This is a genomic window from Catenuloplanes sp. NPDC051500 (assembly GCF_044454585.1).
Classification (GTDB): Bacteria; Actinomycetota; Actinomycetes; order Mycobacteriales; family Micromonosporaceae; genus Catenuloplanes.
The window spans coordinates 29,564-49,890 of record NZ_JBITDX010000011.1 but is presented as its reverse complement, the minus strand read 5'-3'; the positions used below and the strand labels follow the sequence as shown (position 1 = coordinate 49,890).

The following is a 20,327-nucleotide window of genomic DNA, read 5'->3' as shown; positions in this document are numbered from 1 at the left end:
TGAAGCGGTTCGTCACGGAGATCAAGGAGCCGGACTTCGCGCCGGACGTGCCCACGATCGTGCGGAACCGGATGCGGCGCAAGCTGTTCCGGCGGCTGCGGTTCCCGGCGTACGAACGTGGCGACCGGACCCAGAGCGGCGGGAAGCTCAGCACGAAGCCGTCCACGCCCGCGCTGCGGTTCGCCTACCCCGCCTTTCCGTCCACCCAGGACACCGCCACCACGCTGCTGCATCCGCTTGAGAACCTGGAGCACAAGCTCCTCACCGCGGGCTGTACCGGCGGCTGGAGACGACGTTGTCCCGCTACCGGCATCCGTGACCGCTCAGCCGCCGCCGTAGTCCTGGATCTCCATGTCGACGTGGAGATCCAGGTGGACGTGCACGGTGTCGGGCGCGTGGTGGCCGTGATCGTGCGGGTCGTACCCTTGATGGTCGTGTGGATGCTGGTCATCCGGATGCGGGCCGGCCGCCTGCGCGGGATGCCCCGACGTCGCGATGCCGAACACCGCCCCCAGCCCCGGCACCGCCATCCCCGCCGCCCGCCGTACCCTGGCGCTCCCGCCGAGCCCGGCCAGGCCCGCGCCGAGCGTCACCGTCGCGCCGATCTGCGACCAGGTCACCTCCGTGTGCGCGGACGGCGTCGGACCGGGTAGAGGCGTGTGCAGCCAGACCGTACCCTCGTAGCCCTTGTCCGGCAGCGCGACCGCCGTCCGCCGGAACTCGTCCCGGTCCAGGCCCGGGTAGCGGTGTGCGATCACGTCCCGGTAGATGTCGTCGGTCACGGCGATCGCCAGGTCGATCGCGTCGTCCTCGGCCATCGCGGCGCGGACCTGCGGCGCGTCTATGGTCCGGCAGGCCGCGATCACCGCATCGCCGACGAACCCGCTGGCCGAGTTCGCGATCGTCCCCTGGGCCAGCGCGGCCCGCATCCGCAGCCGCCCGAAGAGGCCACCGTCCCGGTTCGTCTCGTAGAGGCCGTGCCGAAGACCAAGGATCAGCGCGGGTACGGCCTGCGCCTCGTCCAGCCCGGGCCGCATCACCAGCAGCTCCCCGTCGCCCTGCTTCTGCGGCTGCGGCCAGACGATCCCGGCGCGCGCGCAGGCGTAGCGCATCACGCGGGTCAGCCGGGTCTGCGCGTCGACCTGTTCCGCATTGGAGTGCCGGCTGTAACCGACCACGTCGGTGACCAGGCAGAGCCGGCGGCGGAAACGCGGCAGGCTCATGATGGCATCGCGGTGAACTGGGTGATGATGTCGACGGCGCCGCTGTCCACCTCGTCCAGCCGGGCGCGGTGGCCGAGCAGTTCCCGCTTCACCCGTGCCGCGTTGTCCCGGCCCTGGCTGAGCTCGTACATGACCGTCTCCACCTCCTTGCGGACGCCGGCCAGCTGCCCGCCGAGGCTTGAGTCGATGCCCATCCGGATGGTGTCGAGCGCGGCCTGCACCTCGCCGCCGATCTTGGCGGCCTGCTCCGGCGCGGAGCCGCGGATCTCGTCCGCCACCTTCTCCGCGACCTTGTTCGCCAGGTGTTCGTTCGCCCGGTCCAGGCCGACGACGAACTGGATGAACGCGGCCGCGGCAAGCATCGCGGCCAGGCCGAACGGGCCGAAGCCGAGCAGCACGCCGAGCACCGCGACGCCGAGCTGCGGGCCGACGCCGGCCAGCACCTGCTTGAAGCCGAACCGCGCGCCGACAAGCGCCATGCCGGGGCTGAGCACCAGCCCGACCGCGGTGGCGGCGGTACGTTCGAGCGCGGACGGCTGCGCGACCTCCGCGCCGGACGCGGTGCTGCCGGCCGTGAACGACAGCGTGACCTCGTCGATGCCGGCCACGAAGTGCCGCAGGTTGTCGTCGATGTCGCCCTCCAGCCGCTCCAGATGCGCCTCGAGCATCGGCATCAGCGTCTCCGCCTGCCAGGTCGCGAAGTGTGCCTGGAGCCGGACGCCGAGCCGCTCCGCGACCTCCTGGGTGGCGGCCTCGACCTGCTTGCGGGCGGTGAACGGGTTCATCGTGATCCGGTGCTCGCGCTCGGCCTCGCGGGCCCAGGTGGCGCAGGAGGCGGCCGCGTCCGCGAGCATCCGCCGGGCCGAGTCCTCCGCGTCCGCGCGCGCGGCGGACAGCTGCTGTTCGATCATGGTGACGATCAGCCGCCGCTCCTGCTCCAGGTGCCGCATCGGCTCCTGCGCGCGGTCGTAGCGGTCGCGGAGCGTCTCCACGTTCTCGTCGAGCATGCGGATCTGCCTGTCGATCGCGTCCCGCGCCTTCGCGACCAGGTGGTTCAGGTGCCGGGCCGGCGGCACGATCTTCAGCGTGGCGCGCTGGTGGGTGAGGAAGAACTCAAGCTCCCGCTCGAAGTCCGGGATGCCGCTCGCGGCCACCTGGGCCGGGTCGCCGCCCTGCCGGCCGCGCAGCGCGGACCGGGCGTCCACGAAGAACACCCGCCGGCTGGACGCGTCCCAGTTCTCGGCCAGGATGCGCAGCACCCGGTTGCGGACCGCGTCCTGCTCGTCCGGGTCGTCGTCGACCAGGTTGATCCGGTTGCAGATGAAGAAGATGTCGTCGTGGCCCTGCGCCTTGATGTGCAGGTTGAGGAAGTCCCGCTCGCTTGCGGACAGCGCGCGGGTGGCGTCGGAGACGAACACGATCGCGTCCGCGCGCCCGACGTACCCCATGGTGACCTTGCTTCTGGCGGGGTGTTCGTTGAGGCCGGGGGAGTCGACCACGACCACGCCGTTGCGGCACAGCTCAAGCGGCCAGTCGATCTCGGCCAGGCCCCAGGTGCTGACGTCGTCCGGGTGCAGCTCGTCGATCGTGACGTAGCGGTTCAGGTCCTCGATCGAGATCGGCGTGGGCGTGTCCGACACGCCGCTTGGGGTGGACTCGTCGAGCGCGTAGAGGCGGGCGGCGGGCGCGTCCGCGTACCTGACCACGCTGAGCACCGCGGTGGCCGGGGTGGCGCGCGCGGGCAGCACCTTCGCGCCCAGGACCGCGTTGATCGTGGTGCTCTTGCCGGTCTTGAACTCGCCTGCCACAAGCACCACGAACTCGTCGCTGCCCACCCGTTCGCGCAGCTCCGCGATGTCGGCGAGCTGAGGCAGTGCCAGCTGGTCCGCGACCTCGTTCATGATCAGGACCAGGCGCAGCAGCTCGGCGCGGATCTGGCCGACCCACTCGTACCCGGCGGTGGTCGGGTCGCTCATCCCTCGGCTCCGTTCGTCTTCAGGGCGGTCTCGATCTCGTCGGCGAGGCGGGTGGCGCGCGCGGTCAGCCCGGCCCAGTCCCGGGTCTGCGGCGCGCCCGGCGCGGCCAGCGCGTGCACCCGGTCGTCGTGCCAGGACCGACGCCGGCGTACCGCCTCGGCGAGCAACTGGTCGTAGAGCGTGCGCAGCGCCTCCGAGATCGCGTCGCCGAACTCGGCGAGCACGCGGTCGATCAGCGGCCCCAGATGCCGTTCCGCGACCGTGCGCTGCCTGTCGACCGCATTGCGCAGCAGCACCTCGCCGAAGACCACACCTGCCGCGGTGGCGCCGATGGTGGCGAACGGCACGAGACCGGCGCCGAGCGTGGCCACAAGCAGAGCCAAACCCAGTGGCCCCACGCGGTACGCGATGCGCCGGTTCCGCATGTTCTCCAACTGCAGCTCCTCGGGGTCGACCCGCGGGGCGCGCAGTGCGTCAAGCGTGACGTCCAGCCCCTCCGGCCGCAGCGCGAACCGCTCGGCCAGCCGCTCGCGCAGCCAGCTCAGGTCGATCTCCACGCCGGCCAGCAGCGACCGCTCGTACTCCTTCGCGGTCACGGCCAACTCGCGCCGCAGCCGGTACGGCAGGTCCCGCTCCCACCACAGCCGCGGGTCCGGCGAGTGGTTCAGCTCGTACCGCAGCACCTCGGCCAGCCGCTCCCGGGTCGCGGTCAGGTGACCGCGGAACCGGGCGGCCGCGTGGTGCTGCCGTTGCCGCAGCTCCACCCGCAGCCCGTCGAAGACGAGGAGCTCCTCGGCGAGCGTCGCGCGCGCCCGGGCGTCCGCCTCGGCACGGGCGTCCGCGTCGAGCCGGTCAGACTCGGCCGCCGCGCCGGTCAGCGCGGCCGCGTCCCGCATCGCACGCGCCAGCCGGGCCGCCAGCGCGCCGCCGCGCAGCCGGGGGCGGTCCGCGTCGCGTGCGGCAGCGGTCAGCCACTCGGCGACCGGCGCCACACCGTCGTCCGCCGCCTCAAGCACCGTGATCCGCGGCGACACCGACCGGGCCCGCTCCACGATGAACGCGCGCACCTCGTCGCGCTCCTCCGCCTCGACCTGGTCCAGCCGGGTGACCACCACTGCCACGTGCGGGATGTCCAGGGCCAGCACCACGTCCGTGAGGAACCGCGTCTCGGTGAGACTCAGCGCCGCGGTCGCGAACACCACGAGCAATGCCGCGTCCGCGCCGCCCACCACCGCCCGCACGCTCTCCGGCTCCTCGGCCGCGGTGTCGTTGACCGCGGGCGTGTCCACAAGCTCCAGGTCGAGGCCGGTGAGCAGCTCGGAGACCAGGCCGCGGCGTACCGTCGCATGGTCTCTGCCGGTCAGGTCCGGCCAGGCGCCGGGCTCAAGCGGGGTGGTGCCGCCCACGTCCCGGACCTCGAGGCGGTCGGCGGTGTCGCCGGCGACGAGCACCGGCACCGGGCAGGGCGGGTCGGGCGGCACCGCCTCCGTGCCGAGTAGGCGGTTGATAAGCGTGGTCTTGCCGCGGCCGCGTTCGCCGAGCACGACCGCGCGGAACGCGGGCCGGGCCGTGTGCGCCTGCACGGCGCGCAGGTCGGCGAGCACACCTGGCAGGTCAGCAGTGGACGCGATCGACCGTGCCTCGGTCAGCCAGGCGGTGAGTTCGGTCATCGGCGTGCCTTTCCGGAGAGTCGGGTGCGGGCCTGGTCCAGGCGCGCGCGGTGGGCCACGGTCTCGGTCCGGGATGCCGCCAGCCGGTCCGCCCGGTCCCGCAGCGCGGCCCGCCGGGCCTGCTGGTCGGCGCGGGCCGCGGCGACGGTCTGCCGGTAGCTGTCCCGGTACCAGCCGAGATGGTCGGCGAGCGCGGTGTCGGCGCGGCCGGCGCTGACGTCCACGGCCTCGGTCAGCTTCGTCGCGGCCTCGCCGAAGACCGCCTCCGCGGTGGCGATCGCGCTGGCCGTGGCCTCGGCGCGCACCTCCTCCAGGTCACGGGCGAACGCGGCGCCGGCGACCAGTCCGAGCAGCCCGCCGACGACTGTGCCGACGCCCGGGAAGATCAGCGTGCCGATCGCGGCGCCGGCGCCCGCGCCGAACCCGAACGCCTTCTTGTCGCGGCTCTGATCCTCGACAGTCACTGCCACTGCCGCGCCGAACGTGCCGGTGAGCACCAGACGGTCCGACTCGACCCGGGCCGCGGCCGGCACGTCGATCTTCGGCACGCCCGCGCGGCGCAGGCGGGCGTACTCGCGGGCGAACGCGGTCTGCACGATCCCGGTCGCGGCGTCGAGCTTGGCCGTGAAGATCGCGCGTACCTCGGCCGCGGCCCGGTCCGCGAGCCCGTCCAGCTCGCGGCGGACCAGGTCGGGCACGGCGCCGCGCAGCGCGGTCTCCATCGCGGCGGTCCCGGCGCAGTTCCGCAGCGTGGTCCGCACGCCGTCGCGCGCCGACTCCAGCGCGGCCGCGCACAGCCGGTCGACAGCGACCCGGGCCGCGGCACGGGCGTCGCGCAGTTCCCGGCCGGCCGGACGCCGCTGTTCGCGAAGGAACGCGTCCAGGTCGGTGAGGCCGGCCGCGTCAAGCGCACGCTCCTGCCGCCCGGCCGCCGCCCGGTCCTCGGCAAGCGCCTCGTCAAGCCCGGCCAGCAGGCCGTCGACCAGCCGGAGCGCGGTGTCGGCCGCGGCCGCGGGGCGCCTGTCGCCGACCGCGGTGGTCAGCCACACCGGCAGCGCGGCGAACCGGGCGGACCAGCGGGCCTGCTCGTCGGAGAGCGGGACCCCGCGGCGGGCGCGGACGGCCGCACCGGGCGCGCAGAACGCCACCGCCGGGTCCGGATCGTCAAGCATCGAGCGAATGCGCTGGACCGCTGTGGTACGCACCCGGTCCGCGTCCTCGTCCACCTCGTCCATCCGGGTGACCACGTAGAGGCACCGGCTCAGCAGGTGCGGGTCAAGCGTGGCGGTGAGGAAGTCGGCAAGCGTCGCGGGCATCAGCCGGCCCGCGCTCAACACGATCAGCGCGGCGTCCGCGTCGAGCACTGCCTGCCGGGCGATCTCCGAGTGGCCGTCCTCGGCGTTCGTGCCGGGCGTGTCCACGATGACAAGTCCGTCGCGCAGCAGCCGGGCCGGGTGGCGCAGCTCCACGGCCGTGACCTGTGGCGCCAGGTCGTCACCGGTGGTCAGATGCTTCAGCGCGCCGAGAACGTCGTCCGAGTCGGACCGCCACTCGCTGCCGTCCTTGAAGAGCGCGCGCACCTCGGGACGCGCGCCGTAGGAGATCCGGACCGCGGCCGAGGTGGTCGGCCGCGCCGACACCGGGAACACCTCCGCGCCGAGCAGCGCGTTGATCAGCGTGGTCTTGCCGCTCGAGAACTCGCCGATCACGGCCACCCGGTGACCGCGGTCGGCGATGCGCTCCCGGGCCCGGTCGATCCGGGCCCGCCACTCGTCCCGGCGGGCGTCGCCGGAGGGGAACAGGTCGGTCAGCCGCTGGGCGAGCGCGAAGTGCTCGCCCACGGCCGGAAGGTCGGTAACGCGCGGTCCATCGGGCACGTCGGCTCCTCCGATCACCACCGCGACGGCGGGTCGAATGGGAGCGAATCACCGGGGCGGAGCGGGCCGCAAGACCGCGGCCGTGCAGTGCACCCTTACCGGTGGCCGATATGTCCGCGCAGGTCAGCGCCGGTTCTCGATCGGCTGGAAGGCCCGGCCGATCGTGCACGTAAGCCTCCGCAACGGTGGAGCCGTTCCGCATTGGACGCGGGCTCCTCGCCACAAGCCGGCCTCACCGCTGCCTCACCGCCGTCTTGCCGCAGCCTCACCGCCGTCTTGCCGCTGCCTCACAGCCAGCCGGAGCGGCGGAAGAGCCGGTGCAGCACGAGCGCGGAGGCGGCCATCAGTGCCAGCGCGCCCAGATATCCGTACCGCCACTGGAGTTCTGGCATGTTCTGGAAGTTCATGCCGTAGACGCCGGCGATCGCGGTCTGCGCCGCCGCGATCGCGGCCCACGAGGCGATCTTGCGCATGTCGTTGTTCTGGTCGACAGCGACCTGTGCCAGCCCGGCCTGCATGATCGAGTTGATCAGCTCGTCGAAGCCGGCCACCCGGTCGACGGCCCGGCTGAGCCGCCCGGCGACGTCTGTGAAGTAGTGGTGCAGGTCCGCCGGAAGCGGGCTGTCCACGTCCTCGGCCAGCTCCCGCAGCGGCGCCTGCAGCGGCAGCACCGCCCGCTTGAACTCGACCACCTCGCGCTTCAACTGGTAGATCTGCTGCATGTCGAGCCGGCCGTCCCGGGCGAACGTGCTCTCCTCCATGCCCTCCAGGTCCGTCTCTACGTGCGCGGCCACCGACAGGTAGAGCTGCACCATCTGGTCGCACACGGTGTGGGCGACAGCCCACGGGCCGAGCGTCAGCATCGGCGGCCGCCGCTCGAGGCCGGCCCGCACGTCGGCAAGCGCGCCGGCCGCGCCGTGCCGGACGGTGACCACGAACCGCTCGCCGATCAGGATCATCACGTCGCCGGTGTCGACCACTTCGGAGGTGGCGGTCAGCGCGTCGTGCTCGACGTAGCGGGCCGTGCGCAGCACCAGCAGCGTGACGTCGCCGTGCCGCTCGACCGTGGGCCGGTGTCCGTCGGTGAGCGCCTGCTCGACCGTGAGCGCGTGCAGGCCGAAGACCGTGCCGACCTCGGCCATCAGCGCGGCGTCCGGCTCGTGCAGGCCGAGCCAGACGAACGCGCCACGACGGCGGCGGGCCGCGGTGTACGCGTCCGCGAAGTGCCGCCGCCCGGCCTGGCGTCGCCCCTGGACGTAGACGGCGCAGTCCACCACCGCGTGCGGGTTCTCCCGCGCGGCAGGGGTACGCGGGGCCGGTGCGTCCATCTGGCGCAGCCTGGTCAGCAGTCGCAGGCCCGGCAGCGTGCGTCGCCGCGTCTCGGTCACGGTCACCTCCGTCGTCGTGTAGGCGAGAACGGTACGGCCGGCGGGATGCGGCCCTCGCGGCGCGGGTCGGCCTGACGAAACGCCTGGTCTACCGTGTTCCGGACAATCAATATCATCTGGTGCACAACCTATCGAGAGTGGACGTTATAGTGCACCGGTGATGCGACACGGATCCAGAGACGTAGGCCATGCCCCTGGAGGCGTTTACCCACCGGTGACTGTGCGGCAGACCGCCCAGACCGTCGGTGAGAACCGCCGCCCGACCATCGAGGCCATGGAGATCGTGCAGCGGACCGCGGCGAAGGTGGCCGACCGGCCGGTCGCCCTGGCCGAGGCGTTCTACGGGCACCTCTTCGCGCTGGCGCCGGGCGTCCGCCAGATGTTCCCGGCGGACATGACCGCGCAGAACGAGAAGCTGTGCCGCGCGCTCCTCAACGGCGTCCGCGCGCTTGTGGAGCCGGAACGGTACGCCACCGACATGGAGCGGACGCTGCAGAGCCTTGGCGTGCACCACGCCCAGTACTTCGGCGTCCGGCCCGAGCACTACCCGTACGTGGGCCATGCGCTCGTGCGGGCGGTCGGTGACGTGTCGGACGACTGGACCTCCGGCACGGCGTCGGCCTGGATCTGGGTGTACGACTGGATGGCCGCCCACATGCTCAGCTCGGCTGCCACGCGGTCATAGGTGCAGGCCCGCCCGGGGTCGCCCGGAGCGGGCCAGCAACCGCGCCTCCTCGTCGAGGTAAAAGTTCGGGCGCTGATCGGCCTCGTGGTAGTAGCGGTGGAACACCGGCGTGGCCGCCCCGGACATCGGCGGCACTATCCAGCTCCAGTCCGCCGGCACCTCGCGGCCGGCCTGCTGCTCGCGGCGCACGTGCTCAAGGAACCGCGCCGCCTCGGTGTGGTGGTCGCTCATCTTCACCCCGGCCCGGGCGAAGGAGTGCAGCACCGCGCGGTTCAGTTCGACGAGCGCGCGGTCCCGCCACAACGTCGTCTCGGAGCTCATGTCCAGGCCCAGCCACTGCGCGACAAGCGGGAGAAGGTTGTACCTGTCAGTGTCGGCCAGGTTGCGGGCGCCGATCTCGGTCCCCATGTACCAGCCGTTGAACGGCGCGAGCGGATAGCTGACGCCGCCGATGCTGAGTCGCTGATTGGCGATCGCGGGTACGGCGTACCAGCGCAGTCCCAGCTCCAGGAACCAGTCGTGCTCCGGGTGGGCGAGCGGCACCTCGAGCACCGCGCTTCCGGGCAGCTCGTACATGTGGGTGCCGTGCTGCGGGGTCTCGATCACCAGTGGCAGCACGTCGAACGGCGTGCCCTGGCCCTTCCAGCCGAGCAGCTCCATCGACTCGGTGAACTCGGTCTGTGACGGGTCGCCGATCAGCGAGCCGTCCGGCAGGCGGTAACCCGCGTACCGGATGAGCTGGTCGTTCCAGACGCGCGCGTACGGCTGCCCGGGCTTGGCCGGGGCGAACACGCTGAGCACCGGCCGGATCGCGCCCTGCCGTCCGGCGCGGCTGCCGGGCCGCACGTCGGTGCCGCTTGCGACCTCCAGGTGGCGCACGAGCGCGGCGTAGATCTCGTGCGGCGTGCGGGCCGCGCGCCGGTCAAGCACGTGCAGGCTGCGCCAGTAGAGCCGGCCTATGCAGCGGCTGGCGTTGCGCCAGGCCATCTTCGCGCCGTAGGTGATCTCGTCGAGCGTGTGCTCGTAGGTGCCGGTCCTGGAGATCTCCGCGTACACCTCCGCCAGGCGGGCCGGCAGCGAGCCTGCGCCGGGGTTCTCCGCGTGGTACTTGTGGAGGAACTCCTCGGCCTCACCCCAGTCCGCCGTCGCGTCCGAGTCCCAGTCAGCAACGGGATGGTCCCGATAGCCGGGTGTGCCCACGTCTCTCCCACCGTCCACCATTAGTCCATTTAGAACCGATGAGGATAGTAAAATCCCGACAGAACGTCGTCAATGGGACAAGAGTCACCCGATGATCACTTTCAGTGCCAGGCGGCCGGGTCCAGGGCTCCCGGACCCGGCATGGCCTCAGGCGGACGCCACCATGCGCTCGTAGAGCGCGGCATATCCGGCCGCCATCACGGCCGGGGTGAAACGGCGCGCGGCCTCGGCCCGGCACTCCGCCTCGGAGATGGCGTCCACCCCGTGCATCAGCGCGCCCAGCTCGTCCTCGTCAGTGGTGAGCAACCCGGTACGCCCGTGCTCGATCAGCTCCGGCAGGCAGCCGCGGGCGATACCGACCACGGGTGTGCCGAGCGCGAGCGCCTCGACGACAGCGGTGCCACCCGGCTCGTTCCAGCGCAATGGGAACAGCGCCGCGCGGGCACCGGCCACAAGCGCGTCCCGGTCGTCACCGGCGACCGTGCCGACCCAGCGGACCCGGTCGCCGTCCACGTGCGGCGCGACCTTCTCCCGCCAGAACCGCACGTCCGGGTTCTGCGGATCCGCGCCGGCCAGGGCCTCCGGCGTGTGGTACGGCCCGACCGGCCCGGCCAGCACCAGGTCGAAGCCGTGCCGGTGGGCCAGCTCCGCCGCGAGATCCTGGCCCTTGCCCGCGTTGATCCGGCCGAGCACGACGGCGTACCCGTGCTTCTCGTGGCTCTCCCGCCGGTCCGCGTCGACGGCCAGCGGCGTGGCCAGGTGCACGTGCCCGATCGCGTGCCGCCGCAGCGCTTCCGGCGCGTGCGTGAGCTGGTCGGCAGAGACGCCGTTGACCCGGACCCGGTCGCCACCGTCGAAACTGCCGTACAGCTCCGGGTGCTTGCGCAGGTCCCAGTGCAGCGTCTGCAGGCCCGGCGGCCCACCGGCGCCGAACGCGGCAAGCATGGTCAGCCCGGCCGCCTCCACGTGGTCGTGCACGAGGTCGATGTCGCCCACGGCCACCCGGCGTACCACAGCGGCCTGGTGTGCGGGCACGACGCCGCAGGCCTGGTTGTACGGGCGTTGCAGCATCTCGAACTGCCCGGACGGGAACGTGTGCACCCGCTCGTCCGCCGCGAGCGTGCTGTCGCCGACCGTGGCCAGCACCACCTCGATGCCGAGCGCGCGCAACTCCGGCACCAGCGTCGCCACGATGTTCTCGATGCCGCCGTAACCGCGCGGTGGCACGGGCAGCCAGGGCCCGGCGTTCATCAGGACCCGCATCACGCGGCCGCCGGAAGCGTGCGGACCGCGGCGGCAGTGGACGCCAGTGGAGGCCGCTCGGTGACGACGATCTCACTTGTGACGATCTCCCGCTCCAGTCCGGGCAGGCCACCGGCCGCGCCGCGCCGGAACTGCGTCATCATCGCCGACGGCGGCAGCGGCTCGGTGACCAGGCCACCGCGGTGAAGGCGGCCCCACGCGGTCATCATGATCTGCGCGGACATCCGGCCCAGCGCCTCGGTGGTCTGGTGGCGGTGGTGTCGTACGCCCAGGTCGACCTGGGCCAGCGCGTCCAGCCCGACCAGGTGCAGCAGGTCGATCAGCATCGCGATCTCGACGCCGTAGCCGGACACGAACGGGATCCGCTCCAGCGCGGTACGGCGGCCGGCGTACTCCCCGGCGAGCGGTTGCACCACCCCGGCCAGGTCCGGCCAGAACAGGTTGATCAGTGGGCGAGCGGCCAGCTCGGTGACCCGGCCGCCGCCGTCCGGCTCGACGCCTGTGGCCCGGTGCAGCGGCCGGTGGTAGAAACCCTTGACGAACTGGACGGACGCGTCGGTCAGCAGCGGGCCGAGCAGGCCGACCACGAAGTGCGCGGAGAAGTCCTCCAGGTCGCCGTCGACGAACGCGACCACGTCGCCGGTGCTGGCGGCCAGGCCGGCCCAGAGCGCGTCGCCCTTGCCCTCCATCCGCGGCAGGCCACGGGTCATCTGGTCCTGGCTGACAACTGTGGCGCCGGCGGCGCGGGCGATCAGCGCGGTGTCGTCGGTCGACCGGGAGTCGACGACGATTATCTCGTCGACGAGCGCGATCTCCTCGATCAGGTTGCGGCGGATGGTGGTGACGATGGCGCCGATTGTGGCCTGTTCGTTGCGGGCCGGAATGACCACGCTGACGCGGGTGCGTCCCTTGCCCTGTGCGAGGTCGTGAGCGGTCCACTCGGAGTGCACGCGGGTGCGTGCGGAGGCCCAGGCCTCGATGACCGGAGAAACAGCGAGCGTCATTCGTACCCCCGGAAGTTGATCTCGGTAATTGATCCTCTTGCCCCGGTGGGACTCCCATCAGTCTCGTTTGTGAGAAAACTTTTGCTGTTCCGCAAGTGTTTGCCAGGCGCTCCCACCGAGCAGTGGAGATCCACAACAACTGTGAGGAGTACGGGATGCCGCTGACCAAGGTCGGAATCGTCGGTGCGGGTGGAGTCGCCCAGCGCCATGCGAGGGTGCTGTCCGAACTGCCGGACGTGCAGGTGGCAGCCGTGACCGACGTGGTCGCGGACGCCGCGTCCGCGCTGGCCGGGACGCACGGCGCACGGGTGCTGCCGGACGTGGCGGCGCTGCTCGGCGAGGGCCTGGACGCGGTCTACGTGTGCGTGCCGCCGTTCGCCCACGGCGCTGCGGAACGCGCGGTGATCGAGGCCGGGCTGCCGCTGTTCGTGGAGAAACCGATCGCGATCGACCTCGCCACCGCGCGGGAGATCGCCGATGCGGCAGCCGAGCGTGACATTCTCACCGCTGTCGGTCACCACTGGCGGTACCTCGCGGTCGTCGAGCAGGCCCGCGCGCTGCTGGCCGGCCGCCCGGTCCGGCTCGTCTCCGGCGCCTGGCTGGACAAGGTGCCGCCGGTCGGCTGGTGGCCGCACCGGGAGAAGTCCGGCGGCCCGGTCGTCGAACAGGCCGCGCACGTGCTCGACCTGGCCCGCCACCTGGTCGGCGAGGTCACCGAGGTCTCCGCGGCAGGCAATGGCACCCCGCCTGTCGACGGCGCGGACATCGACGGCGCCACGGCCGCGGTGCTGCGCTTCGCGAACGGCGCGGTCGGCACGTTGGCCGCGACGTGCGTGCTCGGCTGGAAGGAACGGGCCGGCCTGGAGATCTACGCGGACGGCCTAGCGCTGAGCATCTCCGAGACCGGCCTTACCGTGCGTGATGCGGACGGCACCCGCACGATCGACAGCGACCCGGACTCGGCCCGGGTGGCAGTGGACCGCGCGTTCATCGCGGCGGTCCGTGGCGAGGAGCAGGACGTGCGCGTGCCGTACGCCGAGGCGCTGCGCACCCACGCACTCGCCCTGGCGGTCGCGGAATCGGCCGCCACAGGTTCGGCGGTGACCCTCGATGCGTGACCGCAACCTGATCGTCAGCGCCCCCGGCACGCTCGAGATCGTCGAGGAGGAGGCGGCCCCGGGCCCGTTCCGCGTCCGCACGCTCTACAGCGGCGTCTCCGCCGGCACCGAGCTGTCGTTCGTCAAGAACACCCACCCCGGGCTGCACACCGGCTTCGACGCGGAGCTGGGCCTGTTCGGCGGCCCAGCCACCGACGCGTTCCCGGTCACCCGGCTCGGCTACATGGAGGTCGGCGTCGTCACGGAGAGCGACGCCCCAGTGGTGAAGCCCGGCATGACAGTGGCGATGACCTACGGCCACCGGACCGGCTGGACCGGCGACCCGCTGCGCGACCGGATCGTCCCCCTGCCGGACGACCTCGACCCGATCCTCGGCATCTACGCCGCCCACATGGGCCCGATCTGCGCCAACGGCCTGCTGCACGCGGCCGCGGACCTCTACGGCCCGGCCGTGCGCGGGCTCGGCGACGGTGTCTCCGGCCGCCGCGTCGCGGTCACCGGCGCCGGCGTTGTCGGCCTGCTCACCGCGCTGTTCGCCCGCGCGCACGGCGCCGCCTCGGTCGTCGTGCTTGACCCGTCGCCGGAGCGCCGCGCGATCGCGGAGGCGCTCGGCCTGGACACGCTCGACCCCGAGGCCGGCGACGCCGCCGTCACGCTCAAGACCGCGTGGCGGCACTGGCCCGGCGACCGCGGCGCGGACGTGGTGTTCCAGTGCCGCGGCCAGGCGTCCGCGCTGCACCTGGCGATGCGGCTGCTGCGGCCACAGGGCACGGTGGTGGATCTGGCGTTCTACCAGGGCGGTGCGGCGGACGTCCGGCTCGGCGAGGAGTTCCACCACAACGGCCTGAGCCTGGTCTGCGCGCAGATCGGCCGGGTGCCGCGCGCGCTGGCCACCGGCTGGGACCGCGAGCGGCTCTCCGCGGCCACAGTGGACCTGCTGCGCGCGGACGGCGATCTGGTGCGCCGGCACCTGATCACCGCGGTCGTGCCGTTCGGCGAGGCACCGGAACTGCTTCACGACCTGGCCGCCCGCCGCCGTCAGGAGGTGCAGTCGGTGCTGTCCTTCGAGGACGCCGGTGACGGCCGCTGAAGTTGATCAAAAGGCGTCATTCGAGACCTTTCCGTGATCGGCTAAGGTCTGCGGCCATGCGCCGAAGAATGTCGATAGCCCTGACCCTCGGGGTGGCCGCGGGCGCGCTCGCGGTCGGCCCGCTCGTCACCGCGGACGCCGCCACCACGGCCGGCGACCCGTTCTCCCTGACGAACGGGCTGTTCGTCAACTCGGCGCTGCCGGCCGCCCGGTGGGTCGCCGCCAACCCCGGCCACCCGGCCGTCGGCGCGATCCGGACCTCGATCTCCACCGCGCCGATGGCCCGCTGGTTCACCGCGACAAGCGACCCGGACATCGGCGCGGCGGTCGCGAAGTACACCGGCACCGCAGTCTCGGCCGGCGACCGGCTGCCGATGCTTGTCGCCTACAACCTCCCCGGCCGGGACGCCTGCGGCGGCGAGTCGTCCGGCGGCGCCCCGAACGCCGCGGCCTACAAGCAGTGGATCTCCACATTCGCGGCCGCGATCGGCGACCGCCCCGCGCTCGTCGTCATCGAGCCCGACTCGCTCGGCGATTTCGAGTGCCTGACCGCGGCCCAGATCGCGGAGCGGAACACGCTTCTCGACTACGCCGGCCGGATGTTCGCCGAGAAGGCGCCGAACACCTGGGCGTACCTGGACGCGGCGAACCCGAACTGGGTCTCACCCGCGGTGATGGCGCAGCGGCTGACCGCGGCCGGCGTCGCCCGCGTGCACGGGTTCGCGGTCAACGTGTCCAACTACGTCGACACCGCAACCTCCCGGGAGTACGCCGCGCAGATCCGGTCCGGGCTGGGCGCCGCCACGCCGTACCTGATCGACACCAGCCGCAACGGCAATGGCTACAACGGCCAGTGGTGCAACCCGGCCGGCCGGAAGATCGGCGCACGCTCCACAAGCGACCGCACCGCGCTCCAACTCTGGATCAAAAACCCCGGCAACTCCGACGGGACCTGCGGCATCGCCCCCTCGACCCCCGCCGGCACCTTCTCCCCGGTCCTCGCGAACCGCCTGATCGCCGGCTCGTAGCCCAGGATGACCGCCGAGGTCACGCTTGTCGCGATCGTGCTGCTGGTCAGCGCGGTCCTGCAGACCTCTACCGGCTTCGGCTACGGCCTGCTGAGCGCGCCGATCCTGGCCGCCACGCTCGGCCCGGCCGAGGCCGTCTCCACGATCATCGCCACCGGCGTGGTCGTGGACGCGCTGGTCCTCATCGCGGGCGGACGCCGCCCGCAACCACACCGGCGCGACGTACTCGAACTCGGCGCCTGGTCCGTCCCCGGCCTCGTGCTCGGCGCGGTGCTGCTCACCGCACTGCCGGCGACCGCGCTGCAGTTCCTGGTGGCGGCCGCGGTCCTGCTTGCGGTCTGGCACCGCGCCCGCACCCGCCCCACGACCGGCCGGACACCGCGTCGCCGTCAGCTGTGGCTGGCCGCGCTGGCCGGCCTGACCTCCGGCGCGCTCAGCACCGCCACCACACTCGGCGGCCCGCCCACTGTCATGTACCTGACCCGCGAGCCCCGCCCTCCACAACAGACCCGGGACACGCTCGTCGCGCTGTCCCTGCTGCGCCTGCCGATCAGCGTGGCCGCCCTCTGGTACAGCGGCGCCTGGATCCCGCCCACCGCGCTCCCGCTGCTCTGGGCCGCCGTCGTGCTCGGCTACCTCTCCGGCCGCTGGATCTTCGCCCGGCTGGACGTCACCCGCTACCAGCGCGCGGTCCTGCTCACCCTCCTGGCCGCCGGCCTCACCGCAATCATCACCGGCCTGCTGCGCGCCTGACACCCGCTTCAGAGCCAAACGGCCATTGAGTGGTACGACAGGAGGGATGGGCGAGCGGGATTGAGCCCTTCTCGCACTACGTGATGATTGATTGGTGCTGAGGCGCCTCCGCACTTCACGATGCGGTCTCGAGTGGGGCGCGGGTCTGGAGGATGTCCAGGAGGGCACGGTTCAAGTGCCGCGGACGTGCGTTCGGGTGGTTGTGGAGTGACCGGCCACGGCGGGTCCGGCTCTGGGGTGACGTGCGGAGCCGGCTCCGGGGCGACGTGCGGGGCGACGTGCGGGGCGACGTGCGGGGCGACCTGCGGGGCGATGTGCGGAGCACCAGCGGAGCCCGCCGCGCCGTTTTGCCCGCGCGAGCGACTCTGTTGCCCATTCGCGTCCGGTGGCCTGGGCCTGACGATCGAAGGGCCAGTCGATCTTGGTTATCGTGGGTCGCCGCGCCAGGGTCATGGCATCTCGGCGCTCCTCGCTCGCGATGGTTTCGTTATTCGGGATCCCGCGTCCATCTGACGGGATGCAAGATCCTTGCGGCTCTGACGGCCCTTATTGCGCTCGGATAGGGGCCACCAGAGCCGCAAGGATCTTGACGTGGGGCCTTACCGATCTTTCGGCGTCAGAACGAACGCACAGGTCGGCGCCTATATGGTGAAATTTCCGGCAGGTGGGGTTCGAATGTGGACACTGACCGCGGGCCGTCATGAGGTAGGCGGGCCGGAGCGCCGCGGGATGTGGTTCAGGGGGTGCGGGGATCGAGGCCGAGGAGAAGGGTGCCGTAGTCCTGGGTGACGGCGTGCGAGGCGAACTGGACGTGGCGGGAGCCGATGGAGACGTCGCGCCAGAAGCGCTGGAGCGGGTTGGTCGCGCTGAAACCGCTGGAACCGTGCAGATCCAGCAGGTCGTCGAGGGCGTGGCGGCACTCGCGGGTGGCGGAGAGCAGGTCCATGCGCAGGCGGGACCGATCCAGCGGCGTCAGCGATTCGCCAGGCGGGACGGCGTCGACAGCGGCGGCGACGCGCATCAGGCGCTGCTCCGCGGTGTCGATCCGGTGGGTGGCCTCGGCGAAGGACTGCTGGGCGCCGGGCACGTGCGGAAGGTCCGGGTAGGCGGCGCTTGGGGAGGGGCGGTTCCCGATGGCGGCGGCCACCACGTCGAGGGCGCCGCGGGTCGCGCCGAGCAGCGTGGCGAAGAGGCCTGCCGCGATGGCGATGTCCGGGTTGCCGCCTGTCGTCATCCGGGTGATGTCGAGCACGTGTGAGTCCGGCACCAGCACGTCGTTGCCGACGAGCGTGTGGCTGCCACTGCCGGACAGGCCGGCGACGTGCCAGTCCCGGTCCACTGTCAGGTCCGTGGCCGGTACCAGCGCGGCCACCGGCGTCGTGCCGTCGATGAGTGCGACAAGGAGCGAGTGCGTGGCGTGCTCGCACCCGGAGGCGTAGCCCCAGCGACCGGAGATGCGCAGCCCGCCCGCGACCGCCTCGGCCCTGCCCGGACGTGCGGACGCGCACATCACCGCGTCCGGATCGGCGAAGACCTCCGCCTCCGCCTTGTCCGACAGTGCGGCGCGGACCGCGATCTTCGCCTCCGCGGTGGTGGCGGTGATCCACGCCGTCGACGGGCAGCCCTGGCCGAGCGCGGCCAGGACCTGGACGCGGGTGCTGAGGTCCGCCTCCCGGCCACCGTGCCGGATGGGCGTGGCCAGCGCGAGCGCGCCGGTGTCGCGGACCGCGGCCAGGCTTGCGTCTGTCACCCGCCGATCACTTTCGGTCCTGCCGGACTCGCGGGCGAGTGTCGGGATGATGTCACGGGCGGCCTTGACGAGCGGTGCGGTGTTGATGGCGGTGCCTTTCGTCCTGTCTGGATCCCGATGGTACGACTTCGCGCGTGCGCCGCGACGGCCCGGTGACGCGCTGTCGACGAGGTGACAGCGGCCGACGATATAGCTGGCCGAACAGCTGGTGGCCTGCGGTTTTGCCGCGTGCGAGGGTCACGGCCATGTCTGCATCCGATCACCCGATGGACGACGCGCTGACCGCCTACGCCGAGGGGCGCGCGGACGGCCTGGCCGGTGCCCGCGACGAGCACCGCACCGGCGACCCCGACTACCGCACCGGCCTGCACGACGGGCAGGTGGCGGTCTTCGAGAACGACCTGCTGGCCGCGGTCCGCAAGGCGCTGGGCGAGGACTGAGTCAGCCCTCGAGCCGGGCTCGCACGTCGCGGGTACGCGCACGTTGCTCCCGGCTACGCGGCCCTCGATCGATGCGATGCGCGGTGCGGCGCGGTGCGAGGCACGGCGCGGTGCGCGGTGCGATGCGGCGCGGTGCGATGCGGTGCGATGCGCTGCGCGGTGCGATATGCGGCACGGCGCGGCGCAGCGTCGGCCCGCGCCTCACGACTGACCGATCGATTGCCTCATAACACTTTTCCGGGCGCTGTTATCGACGATTAACAGGCGATGTCGGATTGGTTGCATCGACGTTTATCGCGTTGTATGTTAGCGGTCACATCGCGCCTCTCATGAATGCGAAATCGGCATTCCGGGCACTGCCGGATGGTCCCGGCAGGTGAGTGAGTGCGTCGCATCGCCGTGGCGGCCGAGTCGGCACCGCCCGCATCGCGACCCTGCGCGATCACCTCGCATAACACTTTTTCATGCTCGGAGGAGACCTCCATGAGACGTACCCTCATGTCCCTGTCCGTGGTGGCCGTCGCGGCGGTTGCGGCCGGCACCGTGCTCGGCGGCGTCGCGCAGGCCGGGACCACGCTCGGCGCGGCCGCCGCGGAGAAGGGCAGGTACTACGGCGCGGCGATCGCGGCCGGGAAGCTCGGCGATTCCGTCTACACCGGCATCCTGAACCGGGAGTTCAACTCGGTCACGCCGGAGAACGAGATGAAGTGGGACGCGACCGAGCCCAGCCAGGGCCGGTTCAGCTACGGCAACGCGGACCGGATCGTCAGCCAGGCGCAGTCGCACGGAATGCGCATCCGCGGGCACGCGCTGCTCTGGCACCAGCAGCAGCCGAGCTGGGCGCAGGGCATGTCCGGAAGCGCGCTCCGCAACGCCGCAATCAACCACGTCACCCAGGTCGCCACCTACTACCGCGGGAAGATCTACGCCTGGGACGTGGTGAACGAGGCGTTCGCGGACGGGAACGGGGGCGGGCGGCGCGACTCCAACCTGCAGCGCACCGGCAACGACTGGATCGAGGCCGCGTTCCGGGCGGCGCGTGCGGCCGACCCGGGCGCCAAGCTCTGCTACAACGACTACAACACGGACGGGATCAACGCGAAGTCGACAGGGATCTACAACATGGTCCGCGATTTCAAGTCCCGTGGCGTACCCATCGACTGTGTGGGGTTTCAGTCGCACCTAACGAACTCGGCGCCGTCGGACTACCAGGCCAACCTGCAGCGCTTCGCCGACCTCGGCGTGGACGTGCAGATCACCGAGCTGGACATCTCCGGCGGCAGCCAGGCGAGCGCGTACGGCGCGGTCACCCGGGCCTGCCTGGCCGTGTCGCGGTGCACAGGCATCACGGTGTGGGGGATCAGGGACAGCGACTCCTGGCGGACCGGCCAGAACCCGCTGCTCTTTGACAACAGCGGTAACAAGAAGGCGGCCTACACGGCGGTGCTCGACGCGCTGAACTCCGGCGGGATGACAGTGCCGACCGGCGGCCCGACCACGCCGGTGCCGACCACGCCGGTGCCGACCACCGGCGGGCCCACCCAGGGACCCGGCGGCTGTTCCGCCACCGTGTCGCTCAACTCCTGGTCCGGCGGCTATGTGGCCACCGTCCGGGTCACCGCCGGGTCCGCACCGCTCACCGGCTGGACCGTGAACGTGGCCATCCCGTCCGGCGGCGCGGTCACCAGCGCGTGGAGCGCCACGAACAGCGGCACGAGCGGCACCGTGGCCTTCCGCAACGTCAGCTACAACGGCACGGTCGCGGCCGGCGCCGCCACCGAGTTCGGCTTCCAGGGCACCGGTAGCGGCCCGACCGGCACGCCCACCTGCGCAGCGAGCTGAGACAGCTCACGCCGGCCGGG

The 20,327-nt window shown here is 72.0% G+C and carries 16 protein-coding genes; 7 read left to right on the top strand and 9 right to left on the bottom strand.

Annotated features, from left to right (window positions below):
• Nucleotides 1-323: 323 nt before the first annotated feature.
• The 5 genes from ACIA8K_RS22700 to ACIA8K_RS22680 all read right to left on the bottom strand — a co-directional run bounded on the left by ACIA8K_RS22700 (nt 324) and on the right by ACIA8K_RS22680 (nt 8,134).
• Nucleotides 324-1,223, bottom strand: a complete 900-nt coding sequence (locus tag ACIA8K_RS22700) for a hypothetical protein (RefSeq protein ID WP_396062329.1) — start codon at nt 1,221-1,223, stop codon at nt 324-326.
• A complete protein-coding gene (locus tag ACIA8K_RS22695; protein WP_396062327.1) occupies nt 1,220-3,199 on the bottom strand; it encodes a dynamin family protein in 1,980 nt (659 codons plus the stop codon). Before ACIA8K_RS22695 ends, ACIA8K_RS22700 begins: the two co-directional genes overlap by 4 nt.
• A complete protein-coding gene (locus tag ACIA8K_RS22690; RefSeq protein WP_396062325.1) occupies nt 3,196-4,869 on the bottom strand; it encodes a hypothetical protein in 1,674 nt (557 codons plus the stop codon). Before ACIA8K_RS22690 ends, ACIA8K_RS22695 begins: the two co-directional genes overlap by 4 nt.
• Nucleotides 4,866-6,746, bottom strand: a complete 1,881-nt coding sequence (locus ACIA8K_RS22685) for a dynamin family protein (RefSeq protein WP_396062323.1) — start codon at nt 6,744-6,746, stop codon at nt 4,866-4,868. Before ACIA8K_RS22685 ends, ACIA8K_RS22690 begins: the two co-directional genes overlap by 4 nt.
• 287 nt (nt 6,747-7,033) lie before the next feature.
• Nucleotides 7,034-8,134, bottom strand: a complete 1,101-nt coding sequence (locus ACIA8K_RS22680; protein WP_396062321.1) for a magnesium and cobalt transport protein CorA — start codon at nt 8,132-8,134, stop codon at nt 7,034-7,036.
• 214 nt (nt 8,135-8,348) lie between these two features.
• On the opposite strand from ACIA8K_RS22680, the gene ACIA8K_RS22675 reads away from it, so the two are divergent.
• Nucleotides 8,349-8,819, top strand: coding sequence for a globin domain-containing protein (locus ACIA8K_RS22675; RefSeq protein ID WP_396062319.1), 471 nt, complete (start codon nt 8,349-8,351; stop codon nt 8,817-8,819).
• Here the strand turns inward: ACIA8K_RS22675 and ACIA8K_RS22670 are convergent.
• The 3 genes from ACIA8K_RS22670 to ACIA8K_RS22660 form a co-directional block, all read right to left on the bottom strand.
• Nucleotides 8,814-10,019, bottom strand: a complete 1,206-nt coding sequence (locus ACIA8K_RS22670) for a nitric oxide synthase oxygenase (protein ID WP_396062317.1) — start codon at nt 10,017-10,019, stop codon at nt 8,814-8,816. The two genes, ACIA8K_RS22675 and ACIA8K_RS22670, sit on opposite strands and share 6 nt — an antisense overlap.
• A gap of 147 nt (nt 10,020-10,166) precedes the next feature.
• Nucleotides 10,167-11,270 carry a glycosyltransferase gene (locus ACIA8K_RS22665; protein WP_396062315.1) on the bottom strand — a complete coding sequence of 368 codons (1,104 nt, stop codon included), beginning with the start codon at nt 11,268-11,270 and terminating at the stop codon, nt 10,167-10,169.
• A gap of 11 nt (nt 11,271-11,281) precedes the next feature.
• Nucleotides 11,282-12,286: a glucosyl-3-phosphoglycerate synthase gene (locus ACIA8K_RS22660; protein ID WP_396062313.1), complete on the bottom strand. Its 1,005-nt coding sequence runs from the start codon at nt 12,284-12,286 to the stop codon at nt 11,282-11,284.
• Between the two features lie 155 nt (nt 12,287-12,441).
• On the opposite strand from ACIA8K_RS22660, the gene ACIA8K_RS22655 reads away from it, so the two are divergent.
• The 4 genes from ACIA8K_RS22655 to ACIA8K_RS22640 are packed head-to-tail and all read left to right on the top strand — an operon-like array spanning nt 12,442 to nt 16,275.
• Complete coding sequence (locus tag ACIA8K_RS22655; protein WP_396062311.1) at nt 12,442-13,404, top strand: Gfo/Idh/MocA family protein; 963 nt, start codon at nt 12,442-12,444, stop codon at nt 13,402-13,404.
• Nucleotides 13,397-14,494 carry a zinc-binding alcohol dehydrogenase gene (locus tag ACIA8K_RS22650; RefSeq protein ID WP_396062309.1) on the top strand — a complete coding sequence of 366 codons (1,098 nt, stop codon included), beginning with the start codon at nt 13,397-13,399 and terminating at the stop codon, nt 14,492-14,494. Before ACIA8K_RS22655 ends, ACIA8K_RS22650 begins: the two co-directional genes overlap by 8 nt.
• Before the next feature lie 56 nt (nt 14,495-14,550).
• Entirely contained in the window at nt 14,551-15,522 is a 972-nt protein-coding gene (locus ACIA8K_RS22645) for a glycoside hydrolase family 6 protein (protein ID WP_396062307.1), read from the top strand.
• Between the two features lie 6 nt (nt 15,523-15,528).
• Entirely contained in the window at nt 15,529-16,275 is a 747-nt protein-coding gene (locus tag ACIA8K_RS22640; protein WP_396062305.1) for a sulfite exporter TauE/SafE family protein, read from the top strand.
• 736 nt (nt 16,276-17,011) lie between these two features.
• Here the strand turns inward: ACIA8K_RS22640 and ACIA8K_RS22635 are convergent.
• Nucleotides 17,012-18,025 carry an acyl-CoA dehydrogenase family protein gene (locus ACIA8K_RS22635; protein ID WP_396062303.1) on the bottom strand — a complete coding sequence of 338 codons (1,014 nt, stop codon included), beginning with the start codon at nt 18,023-18,025 and terminating at the stop codon, nt 17,012-17,014.
• Between the two features lie 245 nt (nt 18,026-18,270).
• Between ACIA8K_RS22635 and ACIA8K_RS22630 the strand changes: the two genes are divergently transcribed.
• The gene (locus ACIA8K_RS22630; RefSeq protein ID WP_396062301.1) at nt 18,271-18,465 is read left to right on the top strand and encodes a hypothetical protein; all 195 of its coding nucleotides are present in this window, start codon (nt 18,271-18,273) and stop codon (nt 18,463-18,465) included.
• Nucleotides 18,466-18,948: 483 nt separating this feature from the next.
• A complete protein-coding gene (locus tag ACIA8K_RS22625; protein ID WP_396062299.1) occupies nt 18,949-20,307 on the top strand; it encodes an endo-1,4-beta-xylanase in 1,359 nt (452 codons plus the stop codon).
• Nucleotides 20,308-20,327 lie beyond the last annotated feature (20 nt).

What these genes read in the sequence shown, in the direction of transcription:
- ACIA8K_RS22655 (WP_396062311.1), top strand. Translation starts at nt 12,442, where the DNA reads ATGCCGCTGACCAAGGTCGGAATCGTCGGTGCGGGTGGAGTCGCCCAG.
- ACIA8K_RS22695 (WP_396062327.1), bottom strand. Translation starts at nt 3,199, where the DNA reads ATGAGCGACCCGACCACCGCCGGGTACGAGTGGGTCGGCCAGATCCGC.
- ACIA8K_RS22645 (WP_396062307.1), top strand. Translation starts at nt 14,551, where the DNA reads ATGCGCCGAAGAATGTCGATAGCCCTGACCCTCGGGGTGGCCGCGGGC.
- ACIA8K_RS22700 (WP_396062329.1), bottom strand. Translation starts at nt 1,223, where the DNA reads ATGAGCCTGCCGCGTTTCCGCCGCCGGCTCTGCCTGGTCACCGACGTG.
- ACIA8K_RS22660 (WP_396062313.1), bottom strand. Translation starts at nt 12,286, where the DNA reads ATGACGCTCGCTGTTTCTCCGGTCATCGAGGCCTGGGCCTCCGCACGC.
- ACIA8K_RS22650 (WP_396062309.1), top strand. Translation starts at nt 13,397, where the DNA reads ATGCGTGACCGCAACCTGATCGTCAGCGCCCCCGGCACGCTCGAGATC.
- ACIA8K_RS22640 (WP_396062305.1), top strand. Translation starts at nt 15,529, where the DNA reads ATGACCGCCGAGGTCACGCTTGTCGCGATCGTGCTGCTGGTCAGCGCG.
- ACIA8K_RS22630 (WP_396062301.1), top strand. Translation starts at nt 18,271, where the DNA reads ATGTCTGCATCCGATCACCCGATGGACGACGCGCTGACCGCCTACGCC.
- ACIA8K_RS22665 (WP_396062315.1), bottom strand. Translation starts at nt 11,270, where the DNA reads ATGAACGCCGGGCCCTGGCTGCCCGTGCCACCGCGCGGTTACGGCGGC.
- ACIA8K_RS22690 (WP_396062325.1), bottom strand. Translation starts at nt 4,869, where the DNA reads ATGACCGAACTCACCGCCTGGCTGACCGAGGCACGGTCGATCGCGTCC.
- ACIA8K_RS22625 (WP_396062299.1), top strand. Translation starts at nt 18,949, where the DNA reads ATGAGACGTACCCTCATGTCCCTGTCCGTGGTGGCCGTCGCGGCGGTT.